This is a genomic window from Alteraurantiacibacter buctensis (assembly GCF_009827655.1).
GTDB classification, from domain to species: Bacteria; Pseudomonadota; Alphaproteobacteria; order Sphingomonadales; family Sphingomonadaceae; genus Alteraurantiacibacter; species Alteraurantiacibacter buctensis.
In genome coordinates this window covers 115,344-140,035 of the sequence record NZ_WTYV01000009.1, presented here as the reverse complement: position 1 = coordinate 140,035, position 24,692 = coordinate 115,344, and the positions used below count along the sequence as shown (strand labels likewise).

The window sequence follows — 24,692 nt, the reverse complement described above, 5'->3', positions numbered from 1 at the left end:
TGATCGTCTCGTCGAGGCCGATCGGGCCGATGCGGTCCATGCGCAGCTCGGTGCCCACGCGCAGCGTCAGCCGGTCGGTCAGCCGGTCGAACCGTTCCACCCGGCCGCCCCAGGTCCAGCGTTGCTCGAACTGGCGCAACTGGTCACCGTTGACCGGATCGGCCAGGAAATAGGTGAAGTTGTTCAGCAGCTCCCAATCGTACTGTTGGGCATAGGCGGTCAGCTTCCAGTGATCGTCCTGGTAATTGGCGGTCAGCACCTGGCGTTCGGTGCTGCCGCGCAGGGTTAGGTCGATCGAGCAGAAACGGTTTTCGCACAGCGGCGTGCCGATCAGGCGTTCGGGAAGCTGCTCGGTGGGAGCCCAGGTGGCATCGTAGAGTTGGAGCGCGATCTGGAAATCGCCCGCGCCCAGCGGGGTGGCATACTTGATGAGGCCCGAATAGCCCTCGAAATCCTCGGGCAGTTCCCACGGCCCGTCGTTCAGCTTGGCCTGGCCCATCACTGTCAGGTCGCCCTGGCCGAGGGGCACCGAGCCGCCGCCGACAAGGCGACGATAGCCATAGGAGCCGACCTCCAGCGTGGCGAAGGGGTCCACCCGGTCAACCGTGGTGATGAAGGCCGAGCCCACGAAGCTGAAATCCCCCGTGTCCGCGCGGTAGGGGCCCTTGCGGTAATCGACCCTTTCCACGCTCTCCGGGATCAGGCCGTTGACGTCCAGGTAGCCCTGGCCATGGCCGTGGGTGCGGAAGTTCACCGGCATGTCATCGATGTAGAGGCCGAAGTCCGTCCCGTGATCCAGGTTGAAGCCGCGCAGGAAGAACTGGTTGGCCTTGCCGCCGCCCGAATGCTGGGTGGCGATCAGGCCGGGGGTGGCTTCCAGGATTTCGCCGGGGCGCAGCAGCGGGCGGATTTCCAGGTCCGCGCCGGCAACGCCGCCTTCGCTGGCGGCCACGGCATCGCCGATGCGCCGTTCGCCGCGGCCGTAGACATAGATGACGTCGCCCGTCTCCTCGTCCCGCACGACGCCGATATTGCCGCGGTCGGGGTGGTCGTGGCCCTGATCCTGCACCTGTTCCTGCACCTCGACCTGCGTCCCATCTTGGGCACGGGCTGGATCGGCCGTCAGGACGCAGGCGAGGGCAGCCGTGCCGAGCAGAAGCGCGGCACGGGGAGAGCAGGGCAAGGTGGCATTTTCGAGGCGAAGCAAGGGGTGTAACCTGGTGACTGTTGATCCGGCCCCAGCACCTGCTCCCACCGCTCTGGCCTCGCCACGTAAATTACGGTAATCGGCCCGTTACAAGCACGTTACAGCTTGGCGAGGATCACCGCCGTGGCACAGGGCAGCACCAGTAACGCAGACCTTGCGGCCTACCGCGCCGAAGTGGCGCGCCTGCAGGCGGGGGGCGTGGTGGGCAAGGGCGGGCGGCTGGCCGAATTGTTCGATTACCTGGCGCAGCGCGGGCCGCTGGCCCCTTCCGCCACGCAAGGAGAAATTGCCGCCGCCGTGTTCGGCCAGACCGAAACAGATGCCGACGATGCCACGGTGCGGGTCTATGTCCACCGCCTGCGCAAGAAGCTGGACGATCACTATCGCGACCATCCGCCCGCACCGGGGGCGACCGTGCTGGAAATACCGGCTGGCATCTATGCCCTGCAGGTCCTGCCGGGGAACGAGCCTGCCGCTCCGCCGCCGCCTCCCGCTGCTGCCGCACCGGTTGCCGCGCCGCGCGGGGTGCTGGCCGTGGCCGCTGCCGCCGTGCTGCTGGCCTTCGCGCTCGGCTGGTGGTTCTCGGGCCGCGAGCATTCCACGCCCAACGCCCTGTGGGAGCCGCTGACCCGCAGCGAACGGCCGGTGCTGCTGGTGCTGGGCGACTACTACCTGTTTGGCGAGATCGATCCGGTGATCCCCGAAAACGGCCGCCTAATCCGCGATTTCCGCGTCAATTCCGCCGAGGACCTGCTGCGCCTGCAGAACAGCGAGCCGGACCGTTATGGCATGGCCGAGGACGTGGGCCTCAACTACCTGCCGTTCCAGACCTCCTATGCCCTGCAGCAGATCGCCCCGCTGCTGGCGACCGAAGGAAAGCAGGTGGACGTGATCCCGGCATCCGAGATGACCGCGCAGATGCTTTCCACGCATGATGTCGTCTATGTCGGCCTGCTGTCCGGCATGGGCCTGCTGGAGGACATCACCTTTGCCGGCAGCAGCCTGTCCGTTGGCGACACCTACGACGAGATCCGCGACAGGCGCAGCGACCAGCGCTGGATCAGCGATGAGGCAACGCGGATTGCCGCGCCGGTGTTCTACCGCGACTATGCCTATCTTGCCCGCTTCCACGCCCCTGGTGGCGCGCTGGTGACGGTGGTGGCCAGCGAGCGGGTGACGGGCCTGCGCGGCATCGGTCCCATCGTGGCCGGGCGCCACCTGCCGGGCGAACTGGACGAGGCGGCGCAAGGCGATGGGGTGGAGGCGCTGATCCGCTTCACCGGCCAGCAGGGGGCGGACCTGTCCGAAGCGGTGGAACTGGTGCGCCCGCGCAACTGATCGCGCGCAGCCGTTCCCTCCCTACGGCCAATAGACCGTGATCGCCTTGGCATTAGCTTGCCATTCATGGCTCCAATCCTACATTGGCGTTCTGAAAGGACGCTGCCCCCACGATGAGCGACAACCGCGAACCCGAGAACACCCCCAACCCCTGGATAAAGAGCCTGCTGATCTGGGGCGCGATCTTCATGGGCCTGCTGCTGGCCGTGTCGATCTTCGGCGGGTCCGGCCAGCCCAGCGGCACGCGCATTTCCTATGCCGAATTCCGCGAGAAGGTGGCCGAAGGCAGCGTGGAGCAGGTGGAAATCGGGCCGGAACTGATCACCGGCACGTTCAAGAACGAACAGCCGTTCAGCACCATCCCGGTGTTCAATGACCAGGGCCTGCCCGAACTGCTGGAAAGCGCGGGCGTGGACTATGCCGGCGCCGCGCCGGACAGCGGCAACCTGCTGATGGTCATGCTGATCAACATCCTGCCCTTCCTGCTGATCCTGGGCGTGGCCTTCTTTGCCCTGCGCCAGGTGCAGAAGGGCGGCGGATCGGGCGCGATGGGTTTTGGCAAGTCCAAGGCCAAGCTGCTGACCGAAAAGCAGGGCCGCGTGACGTTTGACGACGTGGCCGGCATCGACGAGGCGCGCGAGGAACTGCAGGAGATCGTGGAGTTCCTGCGCGATCCGCAGCGCTTCTCCAAGCTGGGCGGCCAGATCCCCAAGGGCGCGCTGCTGGTCGGCAGCCCCGGCACCGGCAAGACACTGCTGGCCCGCGCCATCGCGGGCGAGGCGCGGGTGCCGTTCTTCACCATCTCCGGCTCGGACTTCGTCGAGATGTTTGTGGGCGTGGGCGCCAGCCGCGTGCGCGACATGTTCGAACAGGCCAAGAAGAACGCGCCGTGCATCGTCTTCATCGACGAGATCGACGCGGTGGGCCGCCACCGTGGCCACGGCCTGGGCAATTCGAATGACGAGCGCGAGCAGACCCTCAACCAGTTGCTGGTGGAGATGGACGGCTTCGAGGCCAACGAAGGCATCATCATCATCGCCGCCACCAACCGGCCGGACGTGCTGGACCCCGCGCTGCTGCGCCCGGGCCGGTTTGACCGGCAGGTGGTGGTCCCCGTGCCCGACATCGACGGGCGCGAGAAGATCCTGGCCGTGCACATGAAGAAGGTGCCGCTGGCGCCTGACGTCAACCCGCGCACCATTGCCCGTGGCACTCCCGGCTTCTCCGGTGCGGACCTGGCCAACCTGGTCAACGAGGCCGCCCTGCTGGCCGCGCGGCGCAACAAGCGCCTGGTGGCCATGCAGGAATTCGAGGACGCCAAGGACAAGGTGATGATGGGCGCGGAACGCCGCTCCATGGTCATGACCGACGACGAGAAGAAGATGACCGCCTATCACGAGGCCGGCCACGCCGTGGTCGCCGTGCACGAGGCAGCATCGGACCCGATCCACAAGGCCACCATCATCCCGCGCGGTCGTGCGCTGGGCATGGTGATGCGCCTGCCGGAGCGGGACAACTACTCCTACCACCGCGACAAGATGCACGCGAACCTGTCCGTCTCCATGGGCGGGCGCGTGGCGGAAGAACTGGTGTTCGGCCACGACAAGGTGTCGAGCGGAGCTTCGTCCGACATCCAGTATGCCACCGGCCTGGCGCGCAACATGGTCACCCGCTGGGGCATGTCCGAGAAGCTGGGGCCGCTGCTGTATGAAGAAACGCAGGAAGGCTACCTGGGCTATGGCGGTAGCCAGCGCACCATGCATTCGGCCGATACCAACAAGCTGATCGACGCCGAGATCCGCGACCTGGTGGAAGGGGCGCACAAGCGGGCGACCGACCTGCTCACCACCCACCGCGACCAGCTGGAACTGGTGGCCCAGGCGCTGCTGGAATACGAGACGCTGACGGGTGACGAGATCAAGCAGTTGCTCGACAACGGCAAGATCGACCGCCCCGACGTGCCGCGTGGCCCTACCGCGGTGCAGCCGGTGCGCGGCAGCGCGATCCCCAAGGCGGGCAAGCGCTTCGGCGATTCCGGCGCGCCGCAGGGGGCGTGAGGTCTGCTCCCCCTCCCGCTGGGAGGGGGCGGGGGGCGGGTGAGAAGCCTCAAATGCTTCTTGCGCTGGCACACCCTCACCCAACCCTCTCCCAAGGGGAGAGGGCTTTTGGGCAGAAAACACTTTCCTACAGCACCCAATTTAGTGCAGCCCGATTCGCGTCCGCAGTATCCGGCCGGTGCAGCGGATGGGCCATCCTCCGGTTCTTCGGAATGCGAAGGAAATGACCGGCGCGGGCGTCCCGGTGTTCAGCCGAACGTTCGCACCAGGCATGGCCGCCACGCGAGTGCTGCCCTCCGTCGCGTCAGTAGCTGGAGGATGGCCGCGGGCCGGCGGCAACAAATCTCGACGCGAATGCTGAGTACCTAAACTACCCAAAAGCGTCGTCGAGTCCGGGCACAGAATGCGGCAACCCCGCGCCGGTCATTTGCTCTCCCCCGTCCACCCCGGCAGCCAAAGGCTGGCCGGGCTACAGGCGCATCGGCCTCAATCGCGCGCCGCTTCCCCGCGTGCCAGCACGAGGCCGTTGACGTCACGGATCGTGGCGATGAACTGCGCATAGGGCGCATCCAGGCAGCCGGCGTTGTAGGCATAGTCCTTCGTGGTGCCGCCGCTCCCTGCAATGAAAAGCGCGCCATAGACCTGGTCGGTAATTCGCTCACGGCAGCCATCGCCGGTGGGCGGGGTAGCCGGCAGCGCGGCGATTCGTTCGGCCAGCGCGGTAGCGGCGGCGGCATCGGCGGGCAGGGAGACCGTGATGGTCTGCCGGTTGAAGTAATCGCCATCCTTCGGTTCGCTGACGCTCCAGGTGCCGCTGCCGTCGGCCTGCACCGTCCAGCTTGTCAGCGGTTGGCCCCACGAATTCATCGTGAAGCTGACACTGGTCCAGGCGGGAGCTTCGCTTTGCGCCGGTGTGGTGGCGCAGCCGGCCAGCAGGGCGGGCGCGGCGAGGAGGGCGAAGGGGCGCAAGGCCCGCCTCAAAGCGCCTCTTCCAGCCATTCCAGCAGTGCGCCCAGGCAGTCGCGCGCCAGCAGGCGGCTGCGTTCGGGGCTCCAGCCCTGTTCGGCATCGGCCATCGGCAGGTGGTCCTTGAACGGCATCTCCAGCGTCATCGCCACCGCGCCGAAGCGCTCGGCCACCTGGTTGGTGCTCATCGAGAGGTTGGCCTTGCCCGCCGGGGCCACGGGGTAGCCGAGCTTCGTCTGGAAATCGGGCGTGCGCCGTTCCAGGATCGCGCGATAGCGGGCATAGCCTTCGCCCTGCCGGTCGGTCCACGAAGGAATGCCCTCGAACCCGGCCAGGAAGTTGGCCGCGATCGCCTCGTCGCCGTGGACGTCCATGGCAAAGTCCACCCCCGTCTCGTCCATCGCGTTGCGGATGGCGAGCACTTCGGGGCTGCGCTCGGCGCTCGGCTGGTGCCATTCGCGGTTGAGGTTGACCCCGGCGGCGTTGGTCCGCAGGTGGCCGCGCACCGAACCATCGGGGTTGCAGTTGGGCACGATGTGGAAGCTGCAAATCTGGCGCAGGCGGCGGGCGATGGGGTCGGTCTCGTCGGTCAGCAGGTCCAGCGCGCCTTCCATCCACCATTCGGCCATCGATTCGCCGGGATGCTGGCGGGCATAGAGCCACACCTGCACATCGCCCTCGCCAAGATCGAGGCAGTCGAGCGTGCGCCCGTCCAGCGTCAGCCCCAGCGTGCGGTGGGTGACCCCGGGGGCCACGGCGGCCTGCGCCACCAGGTCCAGGTGCCGTTCCCACGAATAGGGGGCGAAATAGGCGAACCACGCTAGGTCGCCGGCCGGCTGGTAGCGGATCGTCAGCGAGCCGTTATGCTCGGCCTTGTCATAGCTGCTGTCAGCCCGGCCCCAGTATTCGCGGTCCTCCGACACGCAGGCGCTGTAGCCCGGCCAGCCTTCGGGATAGGCGCTCTGGGCAAGGCCGGTGATTTTCAGTTCCACCTCGCGGCCCGCACAGCCGGACACGCGGAAGTGGAACCACTGGAAGAAGTCGCTCTGGTGGTCCTTGCGGATGGCGAGGCGCGCGCTGGTGCCGGTGATGTCGAGGACTTCGATATTGCCGCTGTCGAAGGCGGCGCTGATGGCGATCTGGGTCATTCCACCTCGATAGTCTCGCCCGATGTGCCGGGGAAGCCCCGGAACAGCGCGGCGGCGGCGCGGCCGGCGGCGGGGGCATCCTCGGCAAAGTCGCTGTCGGTGCTGGCGGTGAAGCTGGCGCGCCCTTCCCACAGGTTTGCGGGCGCATCGCTGCTGCGGATCGAGACCGACAGCAGCCGCTCGATCCGGTCGGCTGGCGGGCCCGCCAGGCTGTTGAGGTTGATCCCCACGCCCAGGCCCACGCCCGATCCCCACGAGCCGACGCTGCCGCCGCCGCCAACGCTGACCGGGCCCCGCTCGCGCCCTGCCTCCAGCAGGGCTTCCTGCAGCCCGACCAGCGCCACCTGCGCCCCCATGTCAGGCACCACGCGATAGCCCAGCCGCTCCAACTCGGTGGCCACGGCGGCGCGGTATATGCCCCATTCCAGGCTCTCGTCCGTCCCCGGCGCGGGGCGCAGCGTAATGGTGCCGCTGCCCAGTGCGGCAGCGGGTGCGGCAAAGCGCGTCACCTCCACCGGCGAGACATAGGCCGGCGCGGCGCAGGCGCCCAGCAGCAGGCCGCTGCCCAGCGCCATCGCGGTTAATGCCTGCTTTGCAATCTTCTGATAGGCACCCGAACCCATGAGCGCTTCCTTTCCCGTTCTCGTTACCGGCGGTGCCGGATACATCGGCAGCCACGCCGTCCTTGCCCTGCGCGATCGCGGCACGCCTGTTGCCGTGATCGACAACCTGTCGACCGGCTTCCGCTTCGCCATACCCGAGGGCGTTGCCTTCTACCAAGGCGACATTGCCGACCAGGACCTGGTGCAGCGGATCGTGCGCGAACAGCAGATCGGTGCAGTGATGCATTTCGCGGGATCGATTATCGTTCCCGAAAGCGTTGCCGACCCGCTGAAATACTACAACAACAACACCGTGAAGAGCCGCGCGCTGATCGAGGCGGTGGTAGCCGCCGGCGTGCCGCACTTCATTTTCTCAAGTACGGCAGCCACTTATGGCATGCCCGCTGTCTCGCCCGTGAACGAGGACGTGCCGCGCCAGCCGATCAACCCCTATGGCTGGTCGAAGCTGATGACCGAGCAGATGCTGGCCGATACCGCCTTTGCCCATCCGCTGAACTATTGCGCGCTCAGGTATTTCAACGTGGCCGGGGCCGATCCGCAGGCGCGCAGCGGGCAGAGCACCGCCGGGGCCACCCACCTGATCAAGGTGGCGGTGGAGGCCGCACTGGGGATGCGCGACAGCGTGGGCGTGTTCGGCACGGACTATGCCACGCCCGATGGCACCGGGGTGCGCGACTACATCCACGTCAGTGACCTGGCCCAGGCGCACGTGCTGGCGCTGGACGCACTGGTGGTGCAGCCGCAGCGCTCGCTGACGATGAACTGCGGCTATGGGCGGGGTTTCTCGGTGCTGGAGGTGCTGGACGCGGTGGACCGGGTGACCAACCGCACGATCACCCGTGTGCTCGGCCCCCGTCGGGCCGGCGATCCCGATTTGCTGGTCAGCGATCCTTCGCGCATCAAGGCCACCCTGCCCTGGGTGCCGCAGCATGCCGATCTGGACACGATCGTGCGCCACGCGCTGGCGTGGGAGCGCAAGCTGGCCGAAATCCGCCAGCCGGCCTGAAGCGACACCCAGTGGCCGCTTGACTTTGGCAGGGGCCACAAGTAACCGGCCCACCAAGAATTCGGCATCGGGGCCATCTCCGGTGCCGCTTGTTTTTCGGGAAACCTGTCATGAAGATCGTCAACAGCCTGAAGTCGCTCAAGGATCGCCACCGGGACAACCGCGTGATCCGCCGTCGCGGCCGCGTTTACGTGATCAACAAGACCCAGCGCCGCTTCAAGGCCCGCCAGGGCTGATTCGGATGACGCCTGTGCGATTCGTTCGCCGGGCCGGTCTATGTGAAAGCCCCCGCCACCACGGGGGCTTTTTGCATGTCTGAGCGGCAGGACGCGAATCGGCCGCGCGCGGTGGTGTGGGACGTGGGCCGCGTCCTCTACCAGTGGAACCTGCGCTTCCTGTTCAGCAAGCTGATCCCCGATCAGGCCGAGCTGGAATGGTTCGTGGGCAATGTCATCACCGAGGAGTGGCACTTCCAGAGCGACGAGGGCCGCCCGCTGGCCGAGATGATCCCTGAACTGAAGGCCCGCTTTCCCGATCACGGCCCCCTGATCGATGCCTATCACCCGCGCTTCCTGGAAACGCTGCCCGCCCCGGTGCCCGGCACCCACGCGCTGGTGGAGCGGCTGGCGGCGCGCGGGGTGCCGCAGTTTGCGCTGTCGAACTTCGGGGCGGAGTTCTGGGCCATGTTCCGCCCCACAGCGCCGGTGTTCGACCACTTCCACGATTGCGTGATTTCCGGCGAGGAGCGGTGCGTGAAACCGCATCCGCGCATTTATCAAGTGCTGGAGGAAAGAAGCGGCTTTCCTACACGCGATCTTCTGTTCATCGATGACCGGGCAGACAACATTGCCGCAGCGGTGGCGCGGGGCTGGCACGGCCACGTGTTTACCGATGCAGCCGTGCTTGAAGCCGAACTGGAGCGCCACGGCCTGCTCGGCTGATGCAAAACGGGCCCCGGAGCGGTGCTCCGGGGCCCAGTTGCCGGCCCGGCGATGGAGTGGGGTAGCCGGGCCAGTTTTTTGGGGGCGGTTGAAGAAGGTCGCGGCCTCAGCCGTTGCAGCGGGCCAGGTCTTCCGCAGACAGCACCTGGCCGGCCACTTCGAAGCTGACGATCTGGCCGACCGACTGCTTCAGCTCGCGGCACATGCGCAGCGGGCGGCCGCCGGTACGCGGGGCGGAGCAGGCGGTTTCCGCACAGCGCCACACCACGCCGCCCGCCAACGGCCGCGCGTCGGGGGCGGGGGCGGCAAGCTGGGCGCGGAAGTGCGCGCCTTCACCCTGCGCCGAAGCACCGGGGGCAACGGCCAGGCCAAGCGCCAAGGCGAGGGCGGCGGAAGCGGACAGTCGGGTGCTGCTGAGCGTGGTCATCGGGGGGTCCTCATGTCAGTTGCATTGTAATACTGGTTGCGAAACGCTACCTATGTCGATGCGTTGCGGATTGCAACCGGAATCAGCGAGCGGTTTGGCTTTCCCGCGATTGGCTGTAGGAACGGTGTCACAGGGACTGGATGGCGGATGGGTGAACTGCGCGAATCATTGGCGGACATGGCCACCTGCGGCCTGCCCAGCGCCCTTGAGGTGATGGGGGAACGCTGGTCGTTCCTGCTGCTGCGCGCCGCCTTCAATGGCCTGAAGCACTTCGAGGAATTCTCCACCGAACTGGGCATTGCCCGCAATATCCTGTCCAACCGGCTGGCCCGGCTGGTGGAACACGGGGTGATGACGCGGCAGCCGTGCTCGGATGACCGGCGCAAGGTGGAATACTGCCTGACCCCCAAGGGCGTGGACCTGCTGCCCGCCATGCTGGCGCTGCGCCAGTGGGGGGAACGGCACAACCAGAACGTCAACACCCAACTGGTGCTGGTCGACGCGCGCGACGGACTGCCCGTGGCCCCGGTGACGATCCGTGCGGCGGACGGGCGTGATCTGACCTGGCACGACCTGGCGTGGAAACGGCGCGAGGACCTGGGCAAGGCCGGGGTGGAATGCTGCGAGAAGGCGGACCTGCTCTAAGGCTGTAAGGCCCAATATCTCAAGCCAGGTGCTCCACCAGGATCTTCACGCCAAGGCCGATCAGCACCACGCCGCCAAGGCCTTCCGCCACGTGCCCCAGCTTGCCGCCGATGCGGCTGGCGAACCAATAGGCCGGCACGCACAGCGCGGCGGTGACGGCGGCGATGATCGCGCAGGCCAGCAGCACCGGCACACCGAACAGGTCCAGCGTCAGGCCCGCCGCGGCGGCATCGATGCTGGTGGCGATGGCCGCCAGCAGCAGCGCCGCCCAGTGGCCGCGCTGGCGTTCAGTACTGGCCGCTTCCTCGGCATCGTCATCGCTGTCGGAGAACGCCTCGCGCAGCATCCGTGCGCCCAGGAAGGCGAGGAGGCCAAAGGCGATCCAGTGGTCGAAGGCCTCGATCCAGCGGATGAACAGCGCGCCCGCCGCCCAGCCCAGCAGCGGCATGACCCCCTGCGCCGCGCCGAAGGCCAGCCCCGTCTCCGCCGCCCGCGCCAGCGAATGCGGCCCCGCCGCCCCGCGCGCTATCGAGACGGCAAAGGCATCCATGGCCAGCGCCAGGGCAAGGAGGAACAGGGCGGTCATGATGCGGGGGCTCTGTGGCGCAGGAACCAGCCGGCGGTCAACAGCCCGAACAGGAAGCCTCCCAGGTGCGCCTCCCAGGCGATCATGATGCCGCCGCCGCCAAACAGGGCGGGCAGGGCAAACAACGCGATCAGGATCAGGTTGGCCTTGAGGAAATCCCAGATGCGCAGGGCCAGCTCGCGCCCCAGCAGCGGCAGCAGGCGGCCGTGGGTGCCAAGCCGGGCGACAAACCCGATGAGGCCCGAAATGGCCCCCGACGCGCCCACGGCAGGAATCGTGCCATCGGGGTTGAACGCGACATAGAGCAGCGATCCCGCCAGCCCGGCCAGCAGGTAGAAGGCGAAGAACGGCCCTGCTCCCCGTCGCGCGCCGCCCATCGCGCCAACTGTCACCGGTGCCAGGGAGGCCAGCACCGCGCTGTTCATGCCCAGGTGCAGCAGGCCGGCGTGGGCGAACATGGTCAGCAGCAGCGTGTCGTAGCGCCCTTCGGCCAGCGAAGCGGCGGAGATGCCCCACTTGGCCATGGATCGGCCTTCCACCACGAACCACAGCCACGCCCCCCAGCACAAGGCGAGCAGGATCCCGCCGGGTAGGTGCGACCCGCGCGAGGGCAACTGGCCCACACTGCGCACGATGCGGGGGACCGAGACCTGCGCCGAAGGCAGGCGAGCGGGTTCAGGCAATCTGGACTCAGGCACGGGGAACCTGGCGGCGATAGCTGAGCGCCTCGGCCACGTGCAGCCGCTTCACGCCCTCGCTGCCCGCCAGGTCGGCAATGGTGCGCGCCACGCGCAGCACGCGGGTATAGGAACGGGCGGACAGGCGCATGGCCTCGGCCGCCTGCATCAGCAGCGCGCGGCCGGCCTCGTCCGGGGTGGCGTGGGCTTCCAGCAGGTCGCCCTCCAGCTCGGCATTGGAGCGGATGCCGCGGGCCACCTGCACCTCGCGCGCCGCCGCCACACGGGCGGCCACTTCGGCGCTGCCCTCGGCGGGCGGGGGCAGCGAGAGGTCGGCGGCGGATACCGGGTCCACCTCCACGTGCAGGTCGATGCGGTCGAGCAGGGGCCCGGACACCTTGCCCTGGTAATCGGCCGCGCAGCGCGGGGCGCGGCTGCATGCCAGCGCGGCATCGCCCAGGTGGCCGCAGCGGCACGGGTTCATTGCCGCGACCAGCTGCACCCGCGCCGGATAGGCCACGTGGGCATTGGCGCGGGCGACATCCACCTTGCCCGTCTCCAGCGGCTGGCGCAGCGAATCGAGCACGGCGCGCTGGAATTCGGGCAGCTCGTCCAGGAACAGCACGCCCAGGTGCGCCAGCGATACCTCGCCCGGCCGCACGCGCAGCCCGCCGCCGGTCAACGCCGCCATGCTGGCGGAATGGTGCGGCGCGCGGAACGGGCGGGTGCGGCTGATCTTGCCGCCTTCCAGCGTGCCGGCGACCGAGGCGACCATGCTCACCTCCAGCGCCTCCGCCGGGGTCAGGGGCGGGAGAACGCCCGGCAGGCAGCTTGCCAGCAGGCTCTTGCCCGCACCCGGGGGGCCGATCATCAGCAGGTTGTGCCCACCGGCGGCAGCAATCTCCAGCGCGCGCTTGGCCACTTCCTGGCCCTTTACCTGGCGAAGGTCCGGGCCATAGGCCGGCTCGTCCACTTCGCCCGCCTGCGGATCGGGCAGGCGGCTGGTGCCCTTCAGGTGGTTGAGCAGGCTGACCAGGTCCGGCGCGGCCAGCACCGGCACGCCGCTGGCCCAGCGTGCCTCGGCCCCTTGCGCGGCAGGGCAGATCAGGCCTTTCTCCGCCTCGCTGGCATGAAGCGCGGCCAGCAGTACGCCGGGCGAGGCGACCACGCGGCCATCCAGCGCCAGCTCGCCCACAGCCACGAAATCGGTCAGTTGCTCGGCATCGGTCACGCCCATTGCCGCCAGCAGCGCCAGGGCAATCGGCAGGTTGTAATGGCTGCCTTCCTTGGGCAGGTCTGCGGGCGACAGGTTCACCGTGATCCGCTTGGGCGGCAGCGCTAGGCCCATGGAGGCGAGGGCCGACTGCACCCGTTCGCGGCTTTCGCCCACCGCCTTGTCCGGCAGGCCGACCACGGCAAAGCGCGGCAGCCCGGCGGCAAGCTGGCACTGCACCTCCACCGGACGGGCATCGAGCCCGAGATAGGCAACCGTCTGAACCAGCGCGACCAAGCAGAATCCCCCTTCGCTTGAAGGTGATAGCGCGGGCGGCCCGCTTGTCGAGCGGGGCAAGATGGTGAATCCGCCGGAAACCGCGTTTGGTAATGAAGGGGGAAGGGGCGGGGGCCGATTCTGCCGCCCATGCGCCGCTTCCCCCTCGTCCTTGCCGTGCTCGCTTCGCATCTGGCCGTGACAGGGCCGGTGGCGGCGCAGACCTTTGTTTACGAGGAAATGGTCGAGGAGTGGGTGGATACGTCCGCCCAGCGCTTCGTCTCGCCGCAACTGGCCCATGCCGAGCAGCAGGCGATCGCCGCCTATGGCCCGTTCCGCGTGCTGGATGGCAGCCGGGCGGCGCTGGTGGGGATCACCGACAGCTACAGCCCCGGCCAGTTCGCGCAGATGCTGGCGGACTTCCCCGGCATCGCCACGCTCAGCTTCATCGAATGCCCGGGTACTTATGACGACCGCGCCAACCTGCACCTGGGCCGCATGATCCGTGCCCGCGGCCTGGCGGTGGACGTGCCAGAAGGCGGCTCGGTCCGCTCGGGCGCGGTGGAACTGGTGCTGGCAGGGACCAGCCTGACGATTGCCGACGGGGCCGAATTCGCCGTCCACGCCTGGCTGGACGACCGCGGCCTGGGCGCCTGGGACTATGCCCCCGATTCGCCCGAGCACGCGAAATACCTCGACTATTACCGCGAGATGGGCATGAGCGCGGCTGACGCGGGGCAGTTCTATGCCATGACCAATTCGGTGCCGTTCGAATCGGCGCTGTGGCTGGACGGGGCCGAGATGCGCCGCTGGATGCACCGGGGCGAGGGTGAGGCTGAGGCTGGGGCGGCCCCGCTGCCGCCAATGCCGCAACTGGCCTATGCCGATGTGGCTGGCCTGACCGGCAGCCACCTTGACTTGGGCGCAACCGTCAACTAACGCGCGCCCATCTGTGGCCGCCCGTGCTGGCGGCCGTAATTGTTTTAGACATTTGCTAAGGTAGTCCGAATCATGAAGCGCACTTTCCAGCCGAGCAACCTGGTGCGTGCTCGCCGCCACGGCTTCTTCGCCCGCAAGGCCACCCCGGGTGGCCGCAAGATCCTGCGCGCGCGCCGCCGTCGCGGCCGCAAGACGCTCTGCGCCTGATCATTTTGCACGCGCCCATCCGGGCGCGTGACATCCTCGCTCCCGGTCAGCAAGGCTGACCTGCGCTGCGGGCGGCCGTTTGGCCTTGCGGGCTGCTTAACGCAGCCCGTTTTCGTTCCTATAATGGCCAGCGTGGATTTGACCGTTCTCACCAAGCGCGCGGATTTCGTCGCCGCGAATCAGGGCCTGCGCAATGCGCGGCCCGGTTTCGTGCTGCTGACCCGGCCCAACGGCGGGGCGGGCACGCGCTATGGCATCACCGTTACCAAGAAGATCGGCAACGCCGTGGTCCGCAACCGCATGAAGCGCCGCTTCCGCGAACTGCTGCGCGCCGCGCTGCCCGACCTGGGCCTGCCCGACCATGACCACGTGCTGATCGGCCGTGAAGGCGGGATCGAGCGGGACTTTGCCCGGATGCAGGCGGAACTGGGCTATGCCCTGGCCGCCGCGCGCGAAGGGAAGGGCGAGAAAAGCCGCCCGCGCCGACCTGTCGGCACGAAGGTGCACGGCCGGTGAAGCGGGTGCTGATCCTGGTCGCGCGGGCCTGGCAGCTTGGCCCCAGCCGGGTATTGCCGCCATCGTGCCGCTACCAGCCAAGCTGCAGCGCCTATGCCATCGAGGCGCTGGAGAAGCATGGTGCAATCAGGGGTGGATGGATGGCGGCCAAGCGTCTATTGCGCTGCCACCCTTGGGGGGGACACGGATATGACCCCGTACCGTGAACGGCACCGCCCGGGGCTACGGAACACAGACTTGCCGGACGGGAATCTCACTTGAGCAACCAGCGTAACCTCATCCTCGCCATCGTGCTGAGCCTTGCCCTGTTCCTGGGCTGGCAGTTCCTCATGGTGAAGCTGTATCCGCCCGAGGAAGTGCCGGTGGCCCAGGCCGCCGTCACCTCGCAGGAGACCGTGGAATCGCCCGCCGCCGAGGCCGAGGTGACGCGCACCCTGGCGACCGAGCTGGCCAGCCCGAGCCGCGTGAAGATCGATGCGCCGGAACTGGAAGGCTCGATCAACCTGGTCGGCGCACGGGTGGACGATATCGAGTTCCGCAACCACCGCGAGACGATCGAGCGTGACAGCGGCCCGGTGCAGTTCATGGCCCCGCTGGGCACCGACAAGCAGCACTTTGCCCGCTTCGACTGGGTGGGCGAGGGCGTGGCCGTGCCCGGCCCGCAGACCCTGTGGACCAGCGCCGGGGGCACGCTGACCCCGGCCACGCCGGTCAAGCTCTCCTGGAACAACGGCCAGGGCCAGCTGTTCGAGCTGACCTATCGCATCGACGAAGACTACATGATCACCGTGGAGCAGGCGGTCAGCAACCTGGGCACCGGCACCGTGGCCCTGCGCCCGCGCGCGCTGATCAACCGCACCAGCCTGACCGCCGATCCCAGCAACTTCAACGTCCACTCCGGCCCCATTGCCGCCGTCGACGGCGCGGTCGATTTCGACTGGGACTACGAGGAAGTGAGCGAGGAACTGGCCCGCCAGCGGCAGGCCAACAATGCCGGCCCGCTCAACCTGCCGGGCCGTCCGGGGTGGGTGGGCTTCACCGACATCTACTGGATGTCCGCCCTGATCCCGCAGAACGGGGCCGATACGCAGATCTCGTTCTCCGAAGCGGGGCAGGACAAGTATGCCGCCGTGCTGCTGTACGATGCGGTCAACGTGCCCGCCGGGCGCAAGGTGGTGCGCACCACCCGCCTGTTCGCGGGGGCCAAGGAAAGCGCCGTGCTCAACGCTTATGAGGCGCAGGGCGTGGAGCGCTTCGGCCTGGCGATCGACTGGGGCTGGTTCCGCTTCATCGTCAAGCCGATGGAACAGTTCCTGCTGTTCCTCTTCGGCCTGGTGGGCAACTTCGGCCTGGCCATCATCTGCCTGACGCTGATCGTGCGGCTGGTGATGTTCCCCATCGCCAACAAGCAGTTCGCCTCGATGGCCCAGATGCGCGCTGTGCAGCCCAAGATGAAGGCGCTGCAGGAACGCTACAAGGATGACAAGCCGCAACTGCAGCAGGAAATGGCGCGGCTGTACAAGGAAGAGAAGATCAACCCGCTGGCGGGCTGCCTGCCGATCTTCCTGCAGATGCCGATCTTCTTTGCCCTGTACAAGGCGCTGCGGGTGGCCGTGGAGATGCGCCACCAGCCGTTCTATTCGTGGATCAAGGACCTGTCCGCGCCCGATCCGCTGCACGTGCTGAACCTGTTCGGCCTGCTCGATTTCACCCCCGCCAGCTTCCTCGCCATCGGCCCGCTGGCGATCCTGCTGGGCGTGACCATGTGGCTGCAGTTCAAGCTGAACCCGGCGGCCATGGACCCGATGCAGCAGCAGGTCTTCATGATCATGCCGTGGATGATGATGTTCGTGATGGCCCCGTTCGCCGCGGGCCTGCTGATCTACTGGATCACCTCGAACATCCTGACGCTGGCGCAGCAGAAGTACCTCTATTCGCGCCACCCGCAGTTGAAGGCGCAGATGGCGACCGCCACGCCGGAGAAGGGATGACCGGCTCCGCCCCCGACAAAGCGCCCGAAGCCGGCCCCGCCGATGCGGAGCTGGTGGAGGAAGCCCGGCGCCTGTTTTCAGGCCCGGTCACCTTCCTGCTGTCCGCCCCGCAACTGCAGTTCCTGCCCCCGCCGGACTTTCCGGAGATCGCCTTTGCCGGCCGGTCCAACGTGGGCAAGAGCAGCCTGATCAACGCGGTGACAGGCCGCAAGGCCATCGCCCGCGCCTCGGTAACGCCGGGCCGCACGCAGGAACTCAATTTCTTCGACGTGGGCGATCCGGTGGTGTTCCGCCTGGTCGACATGCCGGGCTACGGCTTTGCCAAGGCCCCGCTGAAGGTGGTCGAGAAGTGGCGCGGGCTGGTCCGCAGCTTCCTGCGCGGGCGGGTGCCGCTGAAGCGCACCATGCTGCTGGTCGATTCGCGCCACGGCCTGAAGGACAGCGACCGCGAGATGATGAAGATGCTCGACGAAGCGGCCGTGGGTTATCGACTGGTGCTGACCAAGGCCGACAAGATCAAGGCGAGCGAGCTGGCCAAGGTTACCGAGGCGACCGTGCAGGAAGCCCGCCGCCACGTGGCCGCGCACCCGCAGATTGCGGTCACCTCGTCCGAACACGGGATGGGCATTGCCGAACTGCGCGCCGCCATCCTGGCCGACGTGCGCGGCTGAGCCTGCGTTTCAGGCAATAAAAAAGGGCACCCGGAGGTGCCCTCTCATATTTTACAAAAAGGCTTGCGGATTAACCGCGGCCCCCCAGGAGCCAATCCCAAAAACCGCGACCCATGGTCCGTCTCCTTAGTTAAGACGGACTACATATCTGTTAACCAAGCTTATTTGTAAAGCCTAAACCATCTTTGTTAATCGGTCTTCAGGTCTAAGCTTCTGGAATTGCAGGATTTCATCGAATGGAACGGGCCGGGAAATGCCGAATCCCTGGGCCACAAGGCACCCCGCATCGCGTAATTTGGTTAACGTAGCTGCGTTTTCGACCCCTTCGGCCACCACGATGATTCGCAGATCCTTGCCCATTTGCAGCACGTTACGGACGATTGCGTAGGCCTTGGCATCGTCCTTCATCGCGGCGATGAACAGGCGGTCGATCTTGAGTTCGCCAAACGGCAGGCGCTGCAGCGCTTCCAGGCTGGCGGCACCGACGCCGAAATCGTCCATCGAGATCTTGGGGCCAAGGGCTGCCAGGTCGCCCAGCACCTCGGCCGCGCGGTCGAAGTCCGAGATGCGGTAGGTCTCGGTGATCTCCAGCGTCAGCCGGCGGGGATCGAAGCCGGTCCCGTGCAGCACTTCGCTGACCATGGCGACGATCTGCGGTTCGTGGACCAGGGTAGATGAGATGTTGACCGCCACCGGGATATGCAGCCCGGCCTCGGCAAAGCGGTTGCCCGCCTGGCACGCCTCAGTCAGCGCGTGGCGGGTCAGGTGGCCCATCCGTCCGGCGTTCTCGCACTGGCGGATGAAGCTGTCCGGCGGGATCAGGCCCTTCACGGGGTCGCGCCAGCGCACCAGCGATTCCACGCCTACGATCTCGCCGGTCTGCACCAGCACCTTGGGCTGGTAGATCATGTAGATCTCGCCATTGGCCAGCGCCGCATCGATCCGCGCCTGGAGCGAGATGTTCCAGATCAGGTCCTCGTCGCTGGTCGATTCGGCGATGACGATGGGCTCGTAGGTCTCGGTGGTGCGTTCGGCGGCGTCGATCGCCGCCGCCAGGCGACGGGCGACGTTGGGGCTGGGGGTGATGTCCACGCCAAAGGTGATACGCACGTCCACCTGGTTGTCGCCCACCAGCAGCGGTGACGAGAACAGGGCCCGCAGGCCCTCAAGATGCTCACGCACCAGCGCCGGTTCCTTCTCGGGGAAGGTCCAGGCGATCAGGTGCCCCGGCCCGGCATAGATCACCGCATCGCGCTTGGCCGCCTTCAGCCGCGCGATCAGCCGCAGCATGTATTCGGCGTGCAGTTCCTTGGGCAGGGTGCGGCGCACTTCCTCGAACCGGTGGATGCGCGCGACGATAATGGCCTGCGATCCGTCCACCAGGTCGCTGGCGGTTTCCATCGCGGCAAAGGTGGGCAAGCGGGTTTCCGGATCGATCAGGCGCAAGGTCTGTTGCCATAGAGATCGCAGGCGCAGGATCGAGAACATGCCGAGCAGGACGAGGGCACCGGACAGACTGACCGGAACCGCGGTCTGCGCGCCAACCAGCGTTGCCACGGGCAGTGCCAGAGCCAAAAGAGCATAGCCTGCATAGCGCACGCGGCGGCGCGGCACCCGCACCAGCAGGATCAGGCCCAGCAGCATCACTAGCGCCCCGGTCCAACTGCTGACTGAGCGCGTGAAGCCGGCCTTCAGCGTTTCCGCACCGTATATGTCGATGAAGGTGGCGGGAACGCCTTGGTGGCCGGGAATCTTGAAGACCTGGCCATCGCTGCGCTCGAAATAGCCAATCACTACTTTCTTGCCGCGCAGTTCCTCCACTGGAATGGTGCGCGCACCCAACGGCCCGGTGCCGTGCGTAATATTTTCGAGCCGGTAGGTAGGAATTGAGCTGCGATCGAAACCATAGAAGATTTGGTTGCGTTCGCGCCCGGTGCTGCGCCCTGCAAGTGCGACGTGGAGCGACGGCAATTGCTCTTCCAACGCCCGATTGGTTTCCCGCAACTCCCAAGTGTAGCCCATGAAATTGCGCCAGCGATAGGTGCTTACCTGAGGAATACCGATACCCACTGCAGGCACGTTTTCCAAAAACGCCGGTCTGCCGCTGGCATCGTCGGTGGCGGTTCGCACCAGAAAGGCGCGACCGTTGAAGGCGAGCAGGGCCTGGTTCAGTCGTTGGTCTGCCAAAGCTCGCGATGGACGCGAAAAGGCCAGGTCGACGTAGACCTGGTCCACTCCTGTTTGGCGGAGCGAATCCAGCGCCTCGGCCAGCTCCACGCGGCGCTCCGGCTCGTCAGGGTCGGTCAGGTCGTCGACCGAGCCGATGTAGACAATGTCGCCGGAAACCGGGAAGTTGGCGATGCGCGACTGCAGCATCCAGGTCATTTCGTCGAGCGGCAGCAGGACCGTGGATATCGACAGGACAAGCGCCACCAGGCCCGCCCAGGTGGCGTGGCTGATGCGCTCCGTGGCGCCCATGCGTTCCTTGCCTTCAGGCATTCGCCGGGACCCTGTTCACTTTTGCGCAGGGCCAATCTGGGGCCTGCGGCACAATTCCTAGCCGCAAGATGGTAAACAAACCCCTGCCAGCGGCGCGATTAGGTGGCTGGCCTTAACCCTATTGCGGCCCGTTCAGGGTCGACACCCCGCGCATGAACGCATAGGGCTTGCCCGTGGCCAGCAGGGAGGCACGATGAAACTGATTGTCGGCAACCGGAACTATTCCAGCTGGTCGCTGCGCGGGTGGCTGGCGGCGAAGCAGTCAGGCCTGCCGTTCGAGGAACTGGCAGTTCCGCTCTACGGCGAGGACTGGGAGGAGATGAAGCGCGCGGCGGGCGAGTTCCAGCCGTCGGGCGGCAAGGTTCCGGTGCTGTGGGACGGCGATGTGGTCGTGTGGGACAGCCTGGCGATCATGGAATACCTGGCCGACAGGGTGGGCCGCGACCGGTTCTGGCCCAAGCCCGATGCCCCGCGCGCCATGGCCCGGGCGATGGTGGCGGAGATGCACAGCAGCTACCTGCCGCTGCGCCGCAGCCTGCCGATGAACATCCGCCTGCACACCCGGCTGGCCGACCTGCCGGACGAAGTACGCGCCGACATCGTGCGCATCCTGGGCCTGTGGGCGGAAGCGCGCGCCCGTTTTGGCCAGGGTGGCCCGTTCCTGTTCGGGACATTCTGCGCGGCGGACATCTTCTATGCCCCGGTGGTCAGCCGTTTCATCACCTATGGCATCACGGTGCCAGGCTTTGCCCAGGCCTATATGGAAGCAGTGTGGGAACACGCGTGGCTGCGCGAATGGATCGCCAGCGCCGAGGCCGAGGATTGGACCATCAGCCAGTTCGAGGTGGCAGCGCGCTGAATTTCCTGCGTGATCGGTGGGCTAGGCAGTGCACAGCCAGTAGCCGTCGATGATCTGCTCTTCCTGGCCGGCCATGGTCACGCGCAGCAGGGCGCGACCGGGGGCGGCCTTGCCGCTGCCGTCGGGCTCCACGTCGATCCGGGCCACGTCGATCACCATGCCGCCGGTGTCGAAAGTGGCCTCGCGGGTGATGGCATCGAAGCCGCCGGGCGTGCGCAGGTGCGCCTCCACCACCTGGCCGCCGTATTTGACCAGCACGTCCACCCGGGCCTGAGGCCGGCGCAGGTAGCCGGTGGCCAGCACCAGCGGCGGCAGCGCAGGGCTGGTGGCAAAGCTGCAGCGCTTGTCGCCGGCCAGCTCGAAATTGTCCTGCTCGAAGGCTGTCACCGGCTCCAGCGTGAAGACCGGCAGGTCATCCGCGCGGGTGAACACGGCGGTCTGCTCTTCCGGCTCGGCCGGGGTGGGATCGCGCGCGCAACCGGCCAGCACCAGCGCCGCGCCCAGCGGCACTGCCCAGCGTCTGCTGCGGCCCGCAAGCCAGTCGATGCAGCCAACCCTCTCCATCTCGAAAGCCAGATAGCACCAAAGCCTGACAAAATGTCAAAGGCGGCGGGGGAAAGGCGCAAAGATTGACATTCGGGCCACACCTGCCTATCGGCGTGGCCTTTCCGCACAAGCTGCTGATTCATTGATTGGAGTGCCCATATGGCGCGCGTTACCGTCGAAGATTGCGTCGACAAGGTCCCCAACCGGTTCGATCTGGTGCTGCTGGCTGCCCAGCGTGCGCGCGAGATTTCGGGCGGTGGTGAGCTGACCATCGATCGTGACCGGGACAAGAACCCGGTGGTGGCCCTGCGCGAGATCGCGGAACAGACGATCCGCCCGAAGGATCTGAAGGAATCGCTGGTGCAGAGCCTGCAGAACTTCCTGCCTGATGAAGATGACGAGGCGGACGATATCGGCTCGCTCAGCCAGTCGGCCGAAGCCATGCGCCTCAGCGCCGCCGCGCCCACCCGCTCGACCTCGCTGGGTGGCGACTACGACGGCTGATCCGCCGGCATTGCCTATATGCGAAAGGGCTGCGGAAGTGCGAACTTCCGCAGCCCTTTGCTTTTGGCCTGCCGCGCGATACTTTTGACGCGATGTTCAACGGGTTCGCCAATGTCTGGACGGTGATCGGGCTGGCGCGCGATTTCGCGCCTGGCAAGTTGCACGCGCGGCAGGTGGCGGGGGAAGGGGTGGTGCTGTTCCGCGACGCCGCCGGCACTCTTGGCGCGCTGCGCGACCGGTGCCCGCATCGCGGCGTGGCCCTGTCACTCGGCAAGCTTCGCGATGGCGTGGTGGAATGCCCGTTTCACGGCTGGTGCTTTGATGCCAGCGGGGCCTGCACGCGGGTGCCGTGGAACCCCGACGCCAAGCTGGAAGCGCTCTCCGCCACCGCGCTGCCGGTGCGCGAGGCGGGCGGGCTGGTGTGGCTCTACACCGGGCTCGATCCGCAGGACGAGCCGCAGGTCAGCCCCACGCTCGCCGATCCGCGCGTGGTATTGTGCGGGCAGAGCGTGCGCTGGGCGGTCCACTGGACGCGGGCGATGGAGAACATGCTCGATTCGCCGCACCTGCCCTTCGTCCACAAGGGCAGCATCGGGCGGGGGCTGGCGAAGCTTGTTGCTACCCGCCGGATGGACGTGCGCTGGACGCCGGTGGACTATGGCGCGCGTATCGAGAACACGGTGGAAGCGCGCGAGGGCACGGCACGGCTGGACTATCGCTTTCCAAACATGATGGAACTGTTCATCGATCCGCCGGGGAGGACCTTCCGGATGCTGGCCGTGTGCCTGCCGGAAAGCGATACCCATACCTCGATGGACATCTACACCGTGCGCGACTTCCTGCGCCCGCGCCTGTTCAACCCGCTATTCGCGTGGAGCAACGGTCGCATCGCGCGCGAGGACCAGGCCGTGCTGGAAACCAGCGATCCGCCGATGGTGCCGCCGGCGGGCCAGGAAAAGTCGGTCCGCACCGATGCCCCCACGCTGGCCTTCCGCAAGCTGTGGTTCGAGCGGCTGAAGGACAGCAAGGCCGGATAACCGGCCCGCTGTCGGTCAGCCGCCCAGCGAATCCGGGCCGAACCCGTCGGGCAGCAGGCCTTTCAGCGTCCACTGGCGCACGCCGCCGGTGCCTTCGCCCACCACCAGCGGGTCGGCCCCGTCAAGGCTGGCAATCTCGTTCAGCACTTGGCGGCAGCGGCCGCAGGGGCTGATCGTCGCGCCGTCGGGCGTGGTCACGGCCACCGCCTTCAGCCCGCCGCGCCGCCCTTCGGCCATCGCTTTTGCCACGGCCACCGTCTCGGCGCACAGCGACAGGCCGTAACTGGCGTTCTCCACGTTGCTGCCGGTGATCACCGCGCCATCGGTGAACAGCAGCGCCGCTCCCACGCGGAACTGCGAATAGGGGGCATAGGCCTGCGCCGCCGCTTCGCGGGCGGCTTCAAGCAGGGCGGCAGGTTGCAATGTTCCGGCCAAGTAGCGGCTCCCTATTGCTGCGCGACGACCCAGCGAACGGGGCGCTCGGTCACCTCCGTAGCCAGCTCCGGATTGGCGGTCCACAGAGTGAAGGGGCGGCCGGCATACTCCGGCTCCAGCCAGCCGCCTTCCAGCCACAGGTTGCGCTCGATCCGCGCGGCCATGCCGGTTTCGGCCTGGAAACGCTCGGACAGGCGCAGGATCGCTGGCTGGCCGGCGTGGCCTTCCACCTGGTTGAGGAAAGTGGTCAGCTCGGCCTCCACACCGTTCTCGATCGCCGGATCGCCGCAGGCGCTGGCGGGCTTGTCGAGCGCGATGACCGGCGGCAGCAGGGCGGGGCTGGCATGGCCCTGGGCAGGCCCGGCACCGCGCGGCACGATGGTGACGAAGTTGGCCGCCTGCCGCTCTGCCGGAACGCAGGGGTCGTATTCGTGGACCACGCCGAAGGGCAGGCCGGCTTCGCCAAGGGCGGCAAGGTTGGCGGCAAAGCGGGCGTCCCGGTGCTCGCCCCCCTGGCTGGCTTCCAGGTAGACGAACTGGGCCCCCACGGCGGCCAGCGCGCGGAAATCCACCGGCCCGTCAGCCGCGCCGACCAGCACGCCCTGCACCGCGTATTTCTCGCGGGCCGGGGTCCAGTGCTGCGCCTGCCACCAGGCCCAGGCCCCGCCCACCAGCACGACCAGCAGCAGGGCCGCGGCCACGCGCCAGCGCCAGCGATATGCCTTCTTCCTGCCCATGATTCCGTGCGACCCGTCCCGTCCCGTCCCTCAGGGCTTGCTATGCAGCACGCAGATCAGCGTGAAAAGCCGCCTTGCGGTGGCAAAATCGGTCACGATCTTGCCTTCCAGGATGTGCAGCAGGTGGCGCGTGCCGCGATCGTGGATGGCCCGCCGGGTCATGTCCAGCGTCTCGATCTCGGCGGCGGTCGCGCGGCGCAGGGCCATGAAATAGCTGTCGCAGATGGCGAAATACTCGCGGATCACGCGGCGCAGGCGGGCCATCCCCAGGCCCACCGTGCCGCCATCGGTGCCATCGCGGTCACGCACCTGCACCGCCAGCATCCCGTCGATCACCGACAGGTGCAGGTGCCAGGGCCCGTGATGCCCCTTGGCCACGGCCCACAGCGGGCGGAACGCGTTGTCCTCCACCAGGGCGGCCACGGCAGCAGCGCGCTCGCCCTCCACTTCCGCGTTGCGGGCGATGATCGTCGTCTCGTCCAGCGTGATGCTGGCGATGCGGTCAGCGTTGGGTTCGGGCGCGGCAGTGCAGGCCATGACAGCGCGGCTTGTTGCAGATGAAACCCTATGCTGCAAATGCGAATGCGATCATCCCCGCTATCCACAGGGGCCGACCGGCGCTTTTCCCGCCACGGCGCTTG

At 67.3% G+C, this 24,692-nt stretch carries 28 protein-coding genes; 15 read left to right on the top strand and 13 right to left on the bottom strand.

What is annotated here, in order from left to right; all coding sequences use genetic code 11:
• Window positions 1–1,207, bottom strand: a 1,207-nt coding sequence (locus GRI99_RS17585) for a TonB-dependent receptor plug domain-containing protein (RefSeq protein ID WP_160773369.1), incomplete at its 3' end; no start/stop codon positions are given.
• A gap of 123 nt (window positions 1,208–1,330) precedes the next feature.
• On the opposite strand from GRI99_RS17585, the gene GRI99_RS17580 reads away from it, so the two are divergent.
• Together GRI99_RS17580 and ftsH are read left to right on the top strand one after the other, a co-directional pair.
• A complete protein-coding gene (locus GRI99_RS17580; RefSeq protein WP_160773368.1) occupies window positions 1,331–2,545 on the top strand; it encodes a helix-turn-helix domain-containing protein in 1,215 nt (404 codons plus the stop codon).
• Window positions 2,546–2,658: 113 nt separating this feature from the next.
• The gene (ftsH, locus tag GRI99_RS17575; protein WP_160773367.1) at window positions 2,659–4,602 is read left to right on the top strand and encodes an ATP-dependent zinc metalloprotease FtsH; all 1,944 of its coding nucleotides are present in this window, start codon (window positions 2,659–2,661) and stop codon (window positions 4,600–4,602) included.
• 486 nt (window positions 4,603–5,088) lie between these two features.
• On the opposite strand, the gene GRI99_RS17570 is transcribed toward ftsH, so the two are convergent.
• The 3 genes from GRI99_RS17570 to GRI99_RS17560 are packed head-to-tail and all read right to left on the bottom strand — an operon-like array spanning window position 5,089 to window position 7,339.
• On the bottom strand, window positions 5,089–5,571 hold the full coding sequence (locus GRI99_RS17570) for a hypothetical protein (RefSeq protein ID WP_160773366.1): 483 nt from the start codon (window positions 5,569–5,571) through the stop codon (window positions 5,089–5,091).
• An 8-nt stretch (window positions 5,572–5,579) separates the two neighbouring features.
• On the bottom strand, window positions 5,580–6,716 hold the full coding sequence (locus tag GRI99_RS17565; RefSeq protein WP_160773365.1) for a M14 family metallopeptidase: 1,137 nt from the start codon (window positions 6,714–6,716) through the stop codon (window positions 5,580–5,582).
• Window positions 6,713–7,339, bottom strand: a complete 627-nt coding sequence (locus GRI99_RS17560; protein ID WP_160773364.1) for a DUF4136 domain-containing protein — start codon at window positions 7,337–7,339, stop codon at window positions 6,713–6,715. Before GRI99_RS17560 ends, GRI99_RS17565 begins: the two co-directional genes overlap by 4 nt.
• Here GRI99_RS17560 and galE point away from each other — a divergent pair.
• From galE to GRI99_RS17545, 3 genes are all read left to right on the top strand, one after another.
• Window positions 7,338–8,345 carry a UDP-glucose 4-epimerase GalE gene (galE, locus tag GRI99_RS17555; RefSeq protein ID WP_160773363.1) on the top strand — a complete coding sequence of 336 codons (1,008 nt, stop codon included), beginning with the start codon at window positions 7,338–7,340 and terminating at the stop codon, window positions 8,343–8,345. The two genes, GRI99_RS17560 and galE, sit on opposite strands and share 2 nt — an antisense overlap.
• Window positions 8,346–8,455: 110 nt before the next feature.
• Complete coding sequence (gene ykgO / locus GRI99_RS17550; protein WP_066663252.1) at window positions 8,456–8,581, top strand: type B 50S ribosomal protein L36; 126 nt, start codon at window positions 8,456–8,458, stop codon at window positions 8,579–8,581.
• A 75-nt stretch (window positions 8,582–8,656) separates the two neighbouring features.
• Window positions 8,657–9,286 carry an HAD-IA family hydrolase gene (locus GRI99_RS17545; protein ID WP_160773362.1) on the top strand — a complete coding sequence of 210 codons (630 nt, stop codon included), beginning with the start codon at window positions 8,657–8,659 and terminating at the stop codon, window positions 9,284–9,286.
• Between the two features lie 106 nt (window positions 9,287–9,392).
• Here GRI99_RS17545 and GRI99_RS17540 read toward each other — a convergent pair whose 3' ends face one another.
• Entirely contained in the window at window positions 9,393–9,713 is a 321-nt protein-coding gene (locus GRI99_RS17540) for a DUF8200 family protein (protein WP_160773361.1), read from the bottom strand.
• A gap of 147 nt (window positions 9,714–9,860) precedes the next feature.
• Here GRI99_RS17540 and GRI99_RS17535 point away from each other — a divergent pair, with 147 nt between their 5' ends.
• Complete coding sequence (locus tag GRI99_RS17535; RefSeq protein WP_160773360.1) at window positions 9,861–10,358, top strand: winged helix-turn-helix transcriptional regulator; 498 nt, start codon at window positions 9,861–9,863, stop codon at window positions 10,356–10,358.
• A 19-nt stretch (window positions 10,359–10,377) separates the two neighbouring features.
• Here the strand turns inward: GRI99_RS17535 and GRI99_RS17530 are convergent, their stop codons facing one another.
• Genes GRI99_RS17530 through GRI99_RS17520 form a run of 3 tightly spaced genes read right to left on the bottom strand, consistent with a single transcriptional unit; the run spans window position 10,378 to window position 13,131 of the window.
• Window positions 10,378–10,944 (bottom strand): manganese efflux pump MntP, encoded by a 567-nt coding sequence (locus GRI99_RS17530; protein ID WP_160773359.1) that lies wholly within the window; start codon window positions 10,942–10,944, stop codon window positions 10,378–10,380.
• On the bottom strand, window positions 10,941–11,627 hold the full coding sequence (locus GRI99_RS17525) for a rhomboid family intramembrane serine protease (protein ID WP_237438439.1): 687 nt from the start codon (window positions 11,625–11,627) through the stop codon (window positions 10,941–10,943). Before GRI99_RS17525 ends, GRI99_RS17530 begins: the two co-directional genes overlap by 4 nt.
• 7 nt (window positions 11,628–11,634) lie before the next feature.
• Complete coding sequence (locus GRI99_RS17520) at window positions 11,635–13,131, bottom strand: YifB family Mg chelatase-like AAA ATPase (protein WP_160773357.1); 1,497 nt, start codon at window positions 13,129–13,131, stop codon at window positions 11,635–11,637.
• Between the two features lie 129 nt (window positions 13,132–13,260).
• On the opposite strand from GRI99_RS17520, the gene GRI99_RS17515 reads away from it, so the two are divergent.
• The 6 genes from GRI99_RS17515 (at window position 13,261) to yihA (ending at window position 17,434) form a co-directional block, all read left to right on the top strand.
• The gene (locus GRI99_RS17515) at window positions 13,261–14,049 is read left to right on the top strand and encodes an alpha/beta hydrolase (RefSeq protein ID WP_202393166.1); all 789 of its coding nucleotides are present in this window, start codon (window positions 13,261–13,263) and stop codon (window positions 14,047–14,049) included.
• Window positions 14,050–14,121: 72 nt separating this feature from the next.
• Window positions 14,122–14,256 (top strand): 50S ribosomal protein L34, encoded by a 135-nt coding sequence (gene rpmH, locus GRI99_RS17510; RefSeq protein WP_160773356.1) that lies wholly within the window; start codon window positions 14,122–14,124, stop codon window positions 14,254–14,256.
• Between the two features lie 123 nt (window positions 14,257–14,379).
• A complete protein-coding gene (gene rnpA, locus GRI99_RS17505; RefSeq protein ID WP_160773355.1) occupies window positions 14,380–14,772 on the top strand; it encodes a ribonuclease P protein component in 393 nt (130 codons plus the stop codon).
• Window positions 14,769–14,978, top strand: a complete 210-nt coding sequence (gene yidD / locus GRI99_RS17500) for a membrane protein insertion efficiency factor YidD (RefSeq protein WP_160773354.1) — start codon at window positions 14,769–14,771, stop codon at window positions 14,976–14,978. Before rnpA ends, yidD begins: the two co-directional genes overlap by 4 nt.
• 51 nt (window positions 14,979–15,029) lie before the next feature.
• On the top strand, window positions 15,030–16,763 hold the full coding sequence (gene yidC / locus GRI99_RS17495) for a membrane protein insertase YidC (protein WP_160773353.1): 1,734 nt from the start codon (window positions 15,030–15,032) through the stop codon (window positions 16,761–16,763).
• Window positions 16,760–17,434, top strand: coding sequence for a ribosome biogenesis GTP-binding protein YihA/YsxC (gene yihA / locus GRI99_RS17490; RefSeq protein WP_160773352.1), 675 nt, complete (start codon window positions 16,760–16,762; stop codon window positions 17,432–17,434). The genes yidC and yihA overlap by 4 nt, the downstream gene beginning before the upstream one ends.
• Before the next feature lie 174 nt (window positions 17,435–17,608).
• Here yihA and GRI99_RS17485 read toward each other — a convergent pair whose 3' ends face one another.
• Window positions 17,609–19,933 (bottom strand): EAL domain-containing protein, encoded by a 2,325-nt coding sequence (locus tag GRI99_RS17485; RefSeq protein WP_160773351.1) that lies wholly within the window; start codon window positions 19,931–19,933, stop codon window positions 17,609–17,611.
• A 193-nt stretch (window positions 19,934–20,126) separates the two neighbouring features.
• Between GRI99_RS17485 and GRI99_RS17480 the strand changes: the two genes are divergently transcribed.
• Window positions 20,127–20,792, top strand: a complete 666-nt coding sequence (locus GRI99_RS17480; protein ID WP_160773350.1) for a glutathione S-transferase family protein — start codon at window positions 20,127–20,129, stop codon at window positions 20,790–20,792.
• 21 nt (window positions 20,793–20,813) lie between these two features.
• On the opposite strand, the gene GRI99_RS17475 is transcribed toward GRI99_RS17480, so the two are convergent.
• Window positions 20,814–21,356 carry a hypothetical protein gene (locus GRI99_RS17475; protein WP_160773349.1) on the bottom strand — a complete coding sequence of 181 codons (543 nt, stop codon included), beginning with the start codon at window positions 21,354–21,356 and terminating at the stop codon, window positions 20,814–20,816.
• 141 nt (window positions 21,357–21,497) lie between these two features.
• On the opposite strand from GRI99_RS17475, the gene rpoZ reads away from it, so the two are divergent.
• Together rpoZ and GRI99_RS17465 are read left to right on the top strand one after the other, a co-directional pair.
• Window positions 21,498–21,842 (top strand): DNA-directed RNA polymerase subunit omega, encoded by a 345-nt coding sequence (rpoZ, locus tag GRI99_RS17470; RefSeq protein ID WP_160773348.1) that lies wholly within the window; start codon window positions 21,498–21,500, stop codon window positions 21,840–21,842.
• Window positions 21,843–21,934: 92 nt separating this feature from the next.
• A complete protein-coding gene (locus tag GRI99_RS17465) occupies window positions 21,935–22,879 on the top strand; it encodes a Rieske 2Fe-2S domain-containing protein (RefSeq protein WP_160773347.1) in 945 nt (314 codons plus the stop codon).
• Between the two features lie 15 nt (window positions 22,880–22,894).
• Here GRI99_RS17465 and cdd read toward each other — a convergent pair whose 3' ends face one another.
• Genes cdd through GRI99_RS17450 form a run of 3 tightly spaced genes read right to left on the bottom strand, consistent with a single transcriptional unit; the run spans window position 22,895 to window position 24,588 of the window.
• On the bottom strand, window positions 22,895–23,314 hold the full coding sequence (gene cdd / locus GRI99_RS17460) for a cytidine deaminase (RefSeq protein WP_237438438.1): 420 nt from the start codon (window positions 23,312–23,314) through the stop codon (window positions 22,895–22,897).
• An 11-nt stretch (window positions 23,315–23,325) separates the two neighbouring features.
• Window positions 23,326–24,051: a glycoside hydrolase family 25 protein gene (locus GRI99_RS17455; protein WP_160773346.1), complete on the bottom strand. Its 726-nt coding sequence runs from the start codon at window positions 24,049–24,051 to the stop codon at window positions 23,326–23,328.
• A gap of 30 nt (window positions 24,052–24,081) precedes the next feature.
• Complete coding sequence (locus tag GRI99_RS17450) at window positions 24,082–24,588, bottom strand: UPF0262 family protein (protein WP_160773345.1); 507 nt, start codon at window positions 24,586–24,588, stop codon at window positions 24,082–24,084.
• Between the last annotated feature and the right edge of the window lie 104 nt (window positions 24,589–24,692).

Excerpts from the sequence above, each read along its gene's own strand:
- GRI99_RS17530 (WP_160773359.1), bottom strand. The coding sequence starts at position 10,944 with ATGACCGCCCTGTTCCTCCTTGCCCTGGCGCTGGCCATGGATGCCTTT.
- GRI99_RS17455 (WP_160773346.1), bottom strand. The coding sequence starts at position 24,051 with ATGGGCAGGAAGAAGGCATATCGCTGGCGCTGGCGCGTGGCCGCGGCC.
- rpmH (WP_160773356.1), top strand. The coding sequence starts at position 14,122 with ATGAAGCGCACTTTCCAGCCGAGCAACCTGGTGCGTGCTCGCCGCCAC.
- GRI99_RS17450 (WP_160773345.1), bottom strand. The coding sequence starts at position 24,588 with ATGGCCTGCACTGCCGCGCCCGAACCCAACGCTGACCGCATCGCCAGC.
- GRI99_RS17560 (WP_160773364.1), bottom strand. The coding sequence starts at position 7,339 with ATGGGTTCGGGTGCCTATCAGAAGATTGCAAAGCAGGCATTAACCGCG.
- GRI99_RS17545 (WP_160773362.1), top strand. The coding sequence starts at position 8,657 with ATGTCTGAGCGGCAGGACGCGAATCGGCCGCGCGCGGTGGTGTGGGAC.
- GRI99_RS17565 (WP_160773365.1), bottom strand. The coding sequence starts at position 6,716 with ATGACCCAGATCGCCATCAGCGCCGCCTTCGACAGCGGCAATATCGAA.
- rpoZ (WP_160773348.1), top strand. The coding sequence starts at position 21,498 with ATGGCGCGCGTTACCGTCGAAGATTGCGTCGACAAGGTCCCCAACCGG.
- GRI99_RS17475 (WP_160773349.1), bottom strand. The coding sequence starts at position 21,356 with ATGGAGAGGGTTGGCTGCATCGACTGGCTTGCGGGCCGCAGCAGACGC.
- GRI99_RS17485 (WP_160773351.1), bottom strand. The coding sequence starts at position 19,933 with ATGCCTGAAGGCAAGGAACGCATGGGCGCCACGGAGCGCATCAGCCAC.
- GRI99_RS17535 (WP_160773360.1), top strand. The coding sequence starts at position 9,861 with ATGGGTGAACTGCGCGAATCATTGGCGGACATGGCCACCTGCGGCCTG.
- ykgO (WP_066663252.1), top strand. The coding sequence starts at position 8,456 with ATGAAGATCGTCAACAGCCTGAAGTCGCTCAAGGATCGCCACCGGGAC.
- GRI99_RS17515 (WP_202393166.1), top strand. The coding sequence starts at position 13,261 with ATGCGCCGCTTCCCCCTCGTCCTTGCCGTGCTCGCTTCGCATCTGGCC.
- GRI99_RS17540 (WP_160773361.1), bottom strand. The coding sequence starts at position 9,713 with ATGACCACGCTCAGCAGCACCCGACTGTCCGCTTCCGCCGCCCTCGCC.
- yihA (WP_160773352.1), top strand. The coding sequence starts at position 16,760 with ATGACCGGCTCCGCCCCCGACAAAGCGCCCGAAGCCGGCCCCGCCGAT.
- GRI99_RS17480 (WP_160773350.1), top strand. The coding sequence starts at position 20,127 with ATGAAACTGATTGTCGGCAACCGGAACTATTCCAGCTGGTCGCTGCGC.
- galE (WP_160773363.1), top strand. The coding sequence starts at position 7,338 with ATGAGCGCTTCCTTTCCCGTTCTCGTTACCGGCGGTGCCGGATACATC.
- GRI99_RS17465 (WP_160773347.1), top strand. The coding sequence starts at position 21,935 with ATGTTCAACGGGTTCGCCAATGTCTGGACGGTGATCGGGCTGGCGCGC.
- ftsH (WP_160773367.1), top strand. The coding sequence starts at position 2,659 with ATGAGCGACAACCGCGAACCCGAGAACACCCCCAACCCCTGGATAAAG.
- rnpA (WP_160773355.1), top strand. The coding sequence starts at position 14,380 with ATGGCCAGCGTGGATTTGACCGTTCTCACCAAGCGCGCGGATTTCGTC.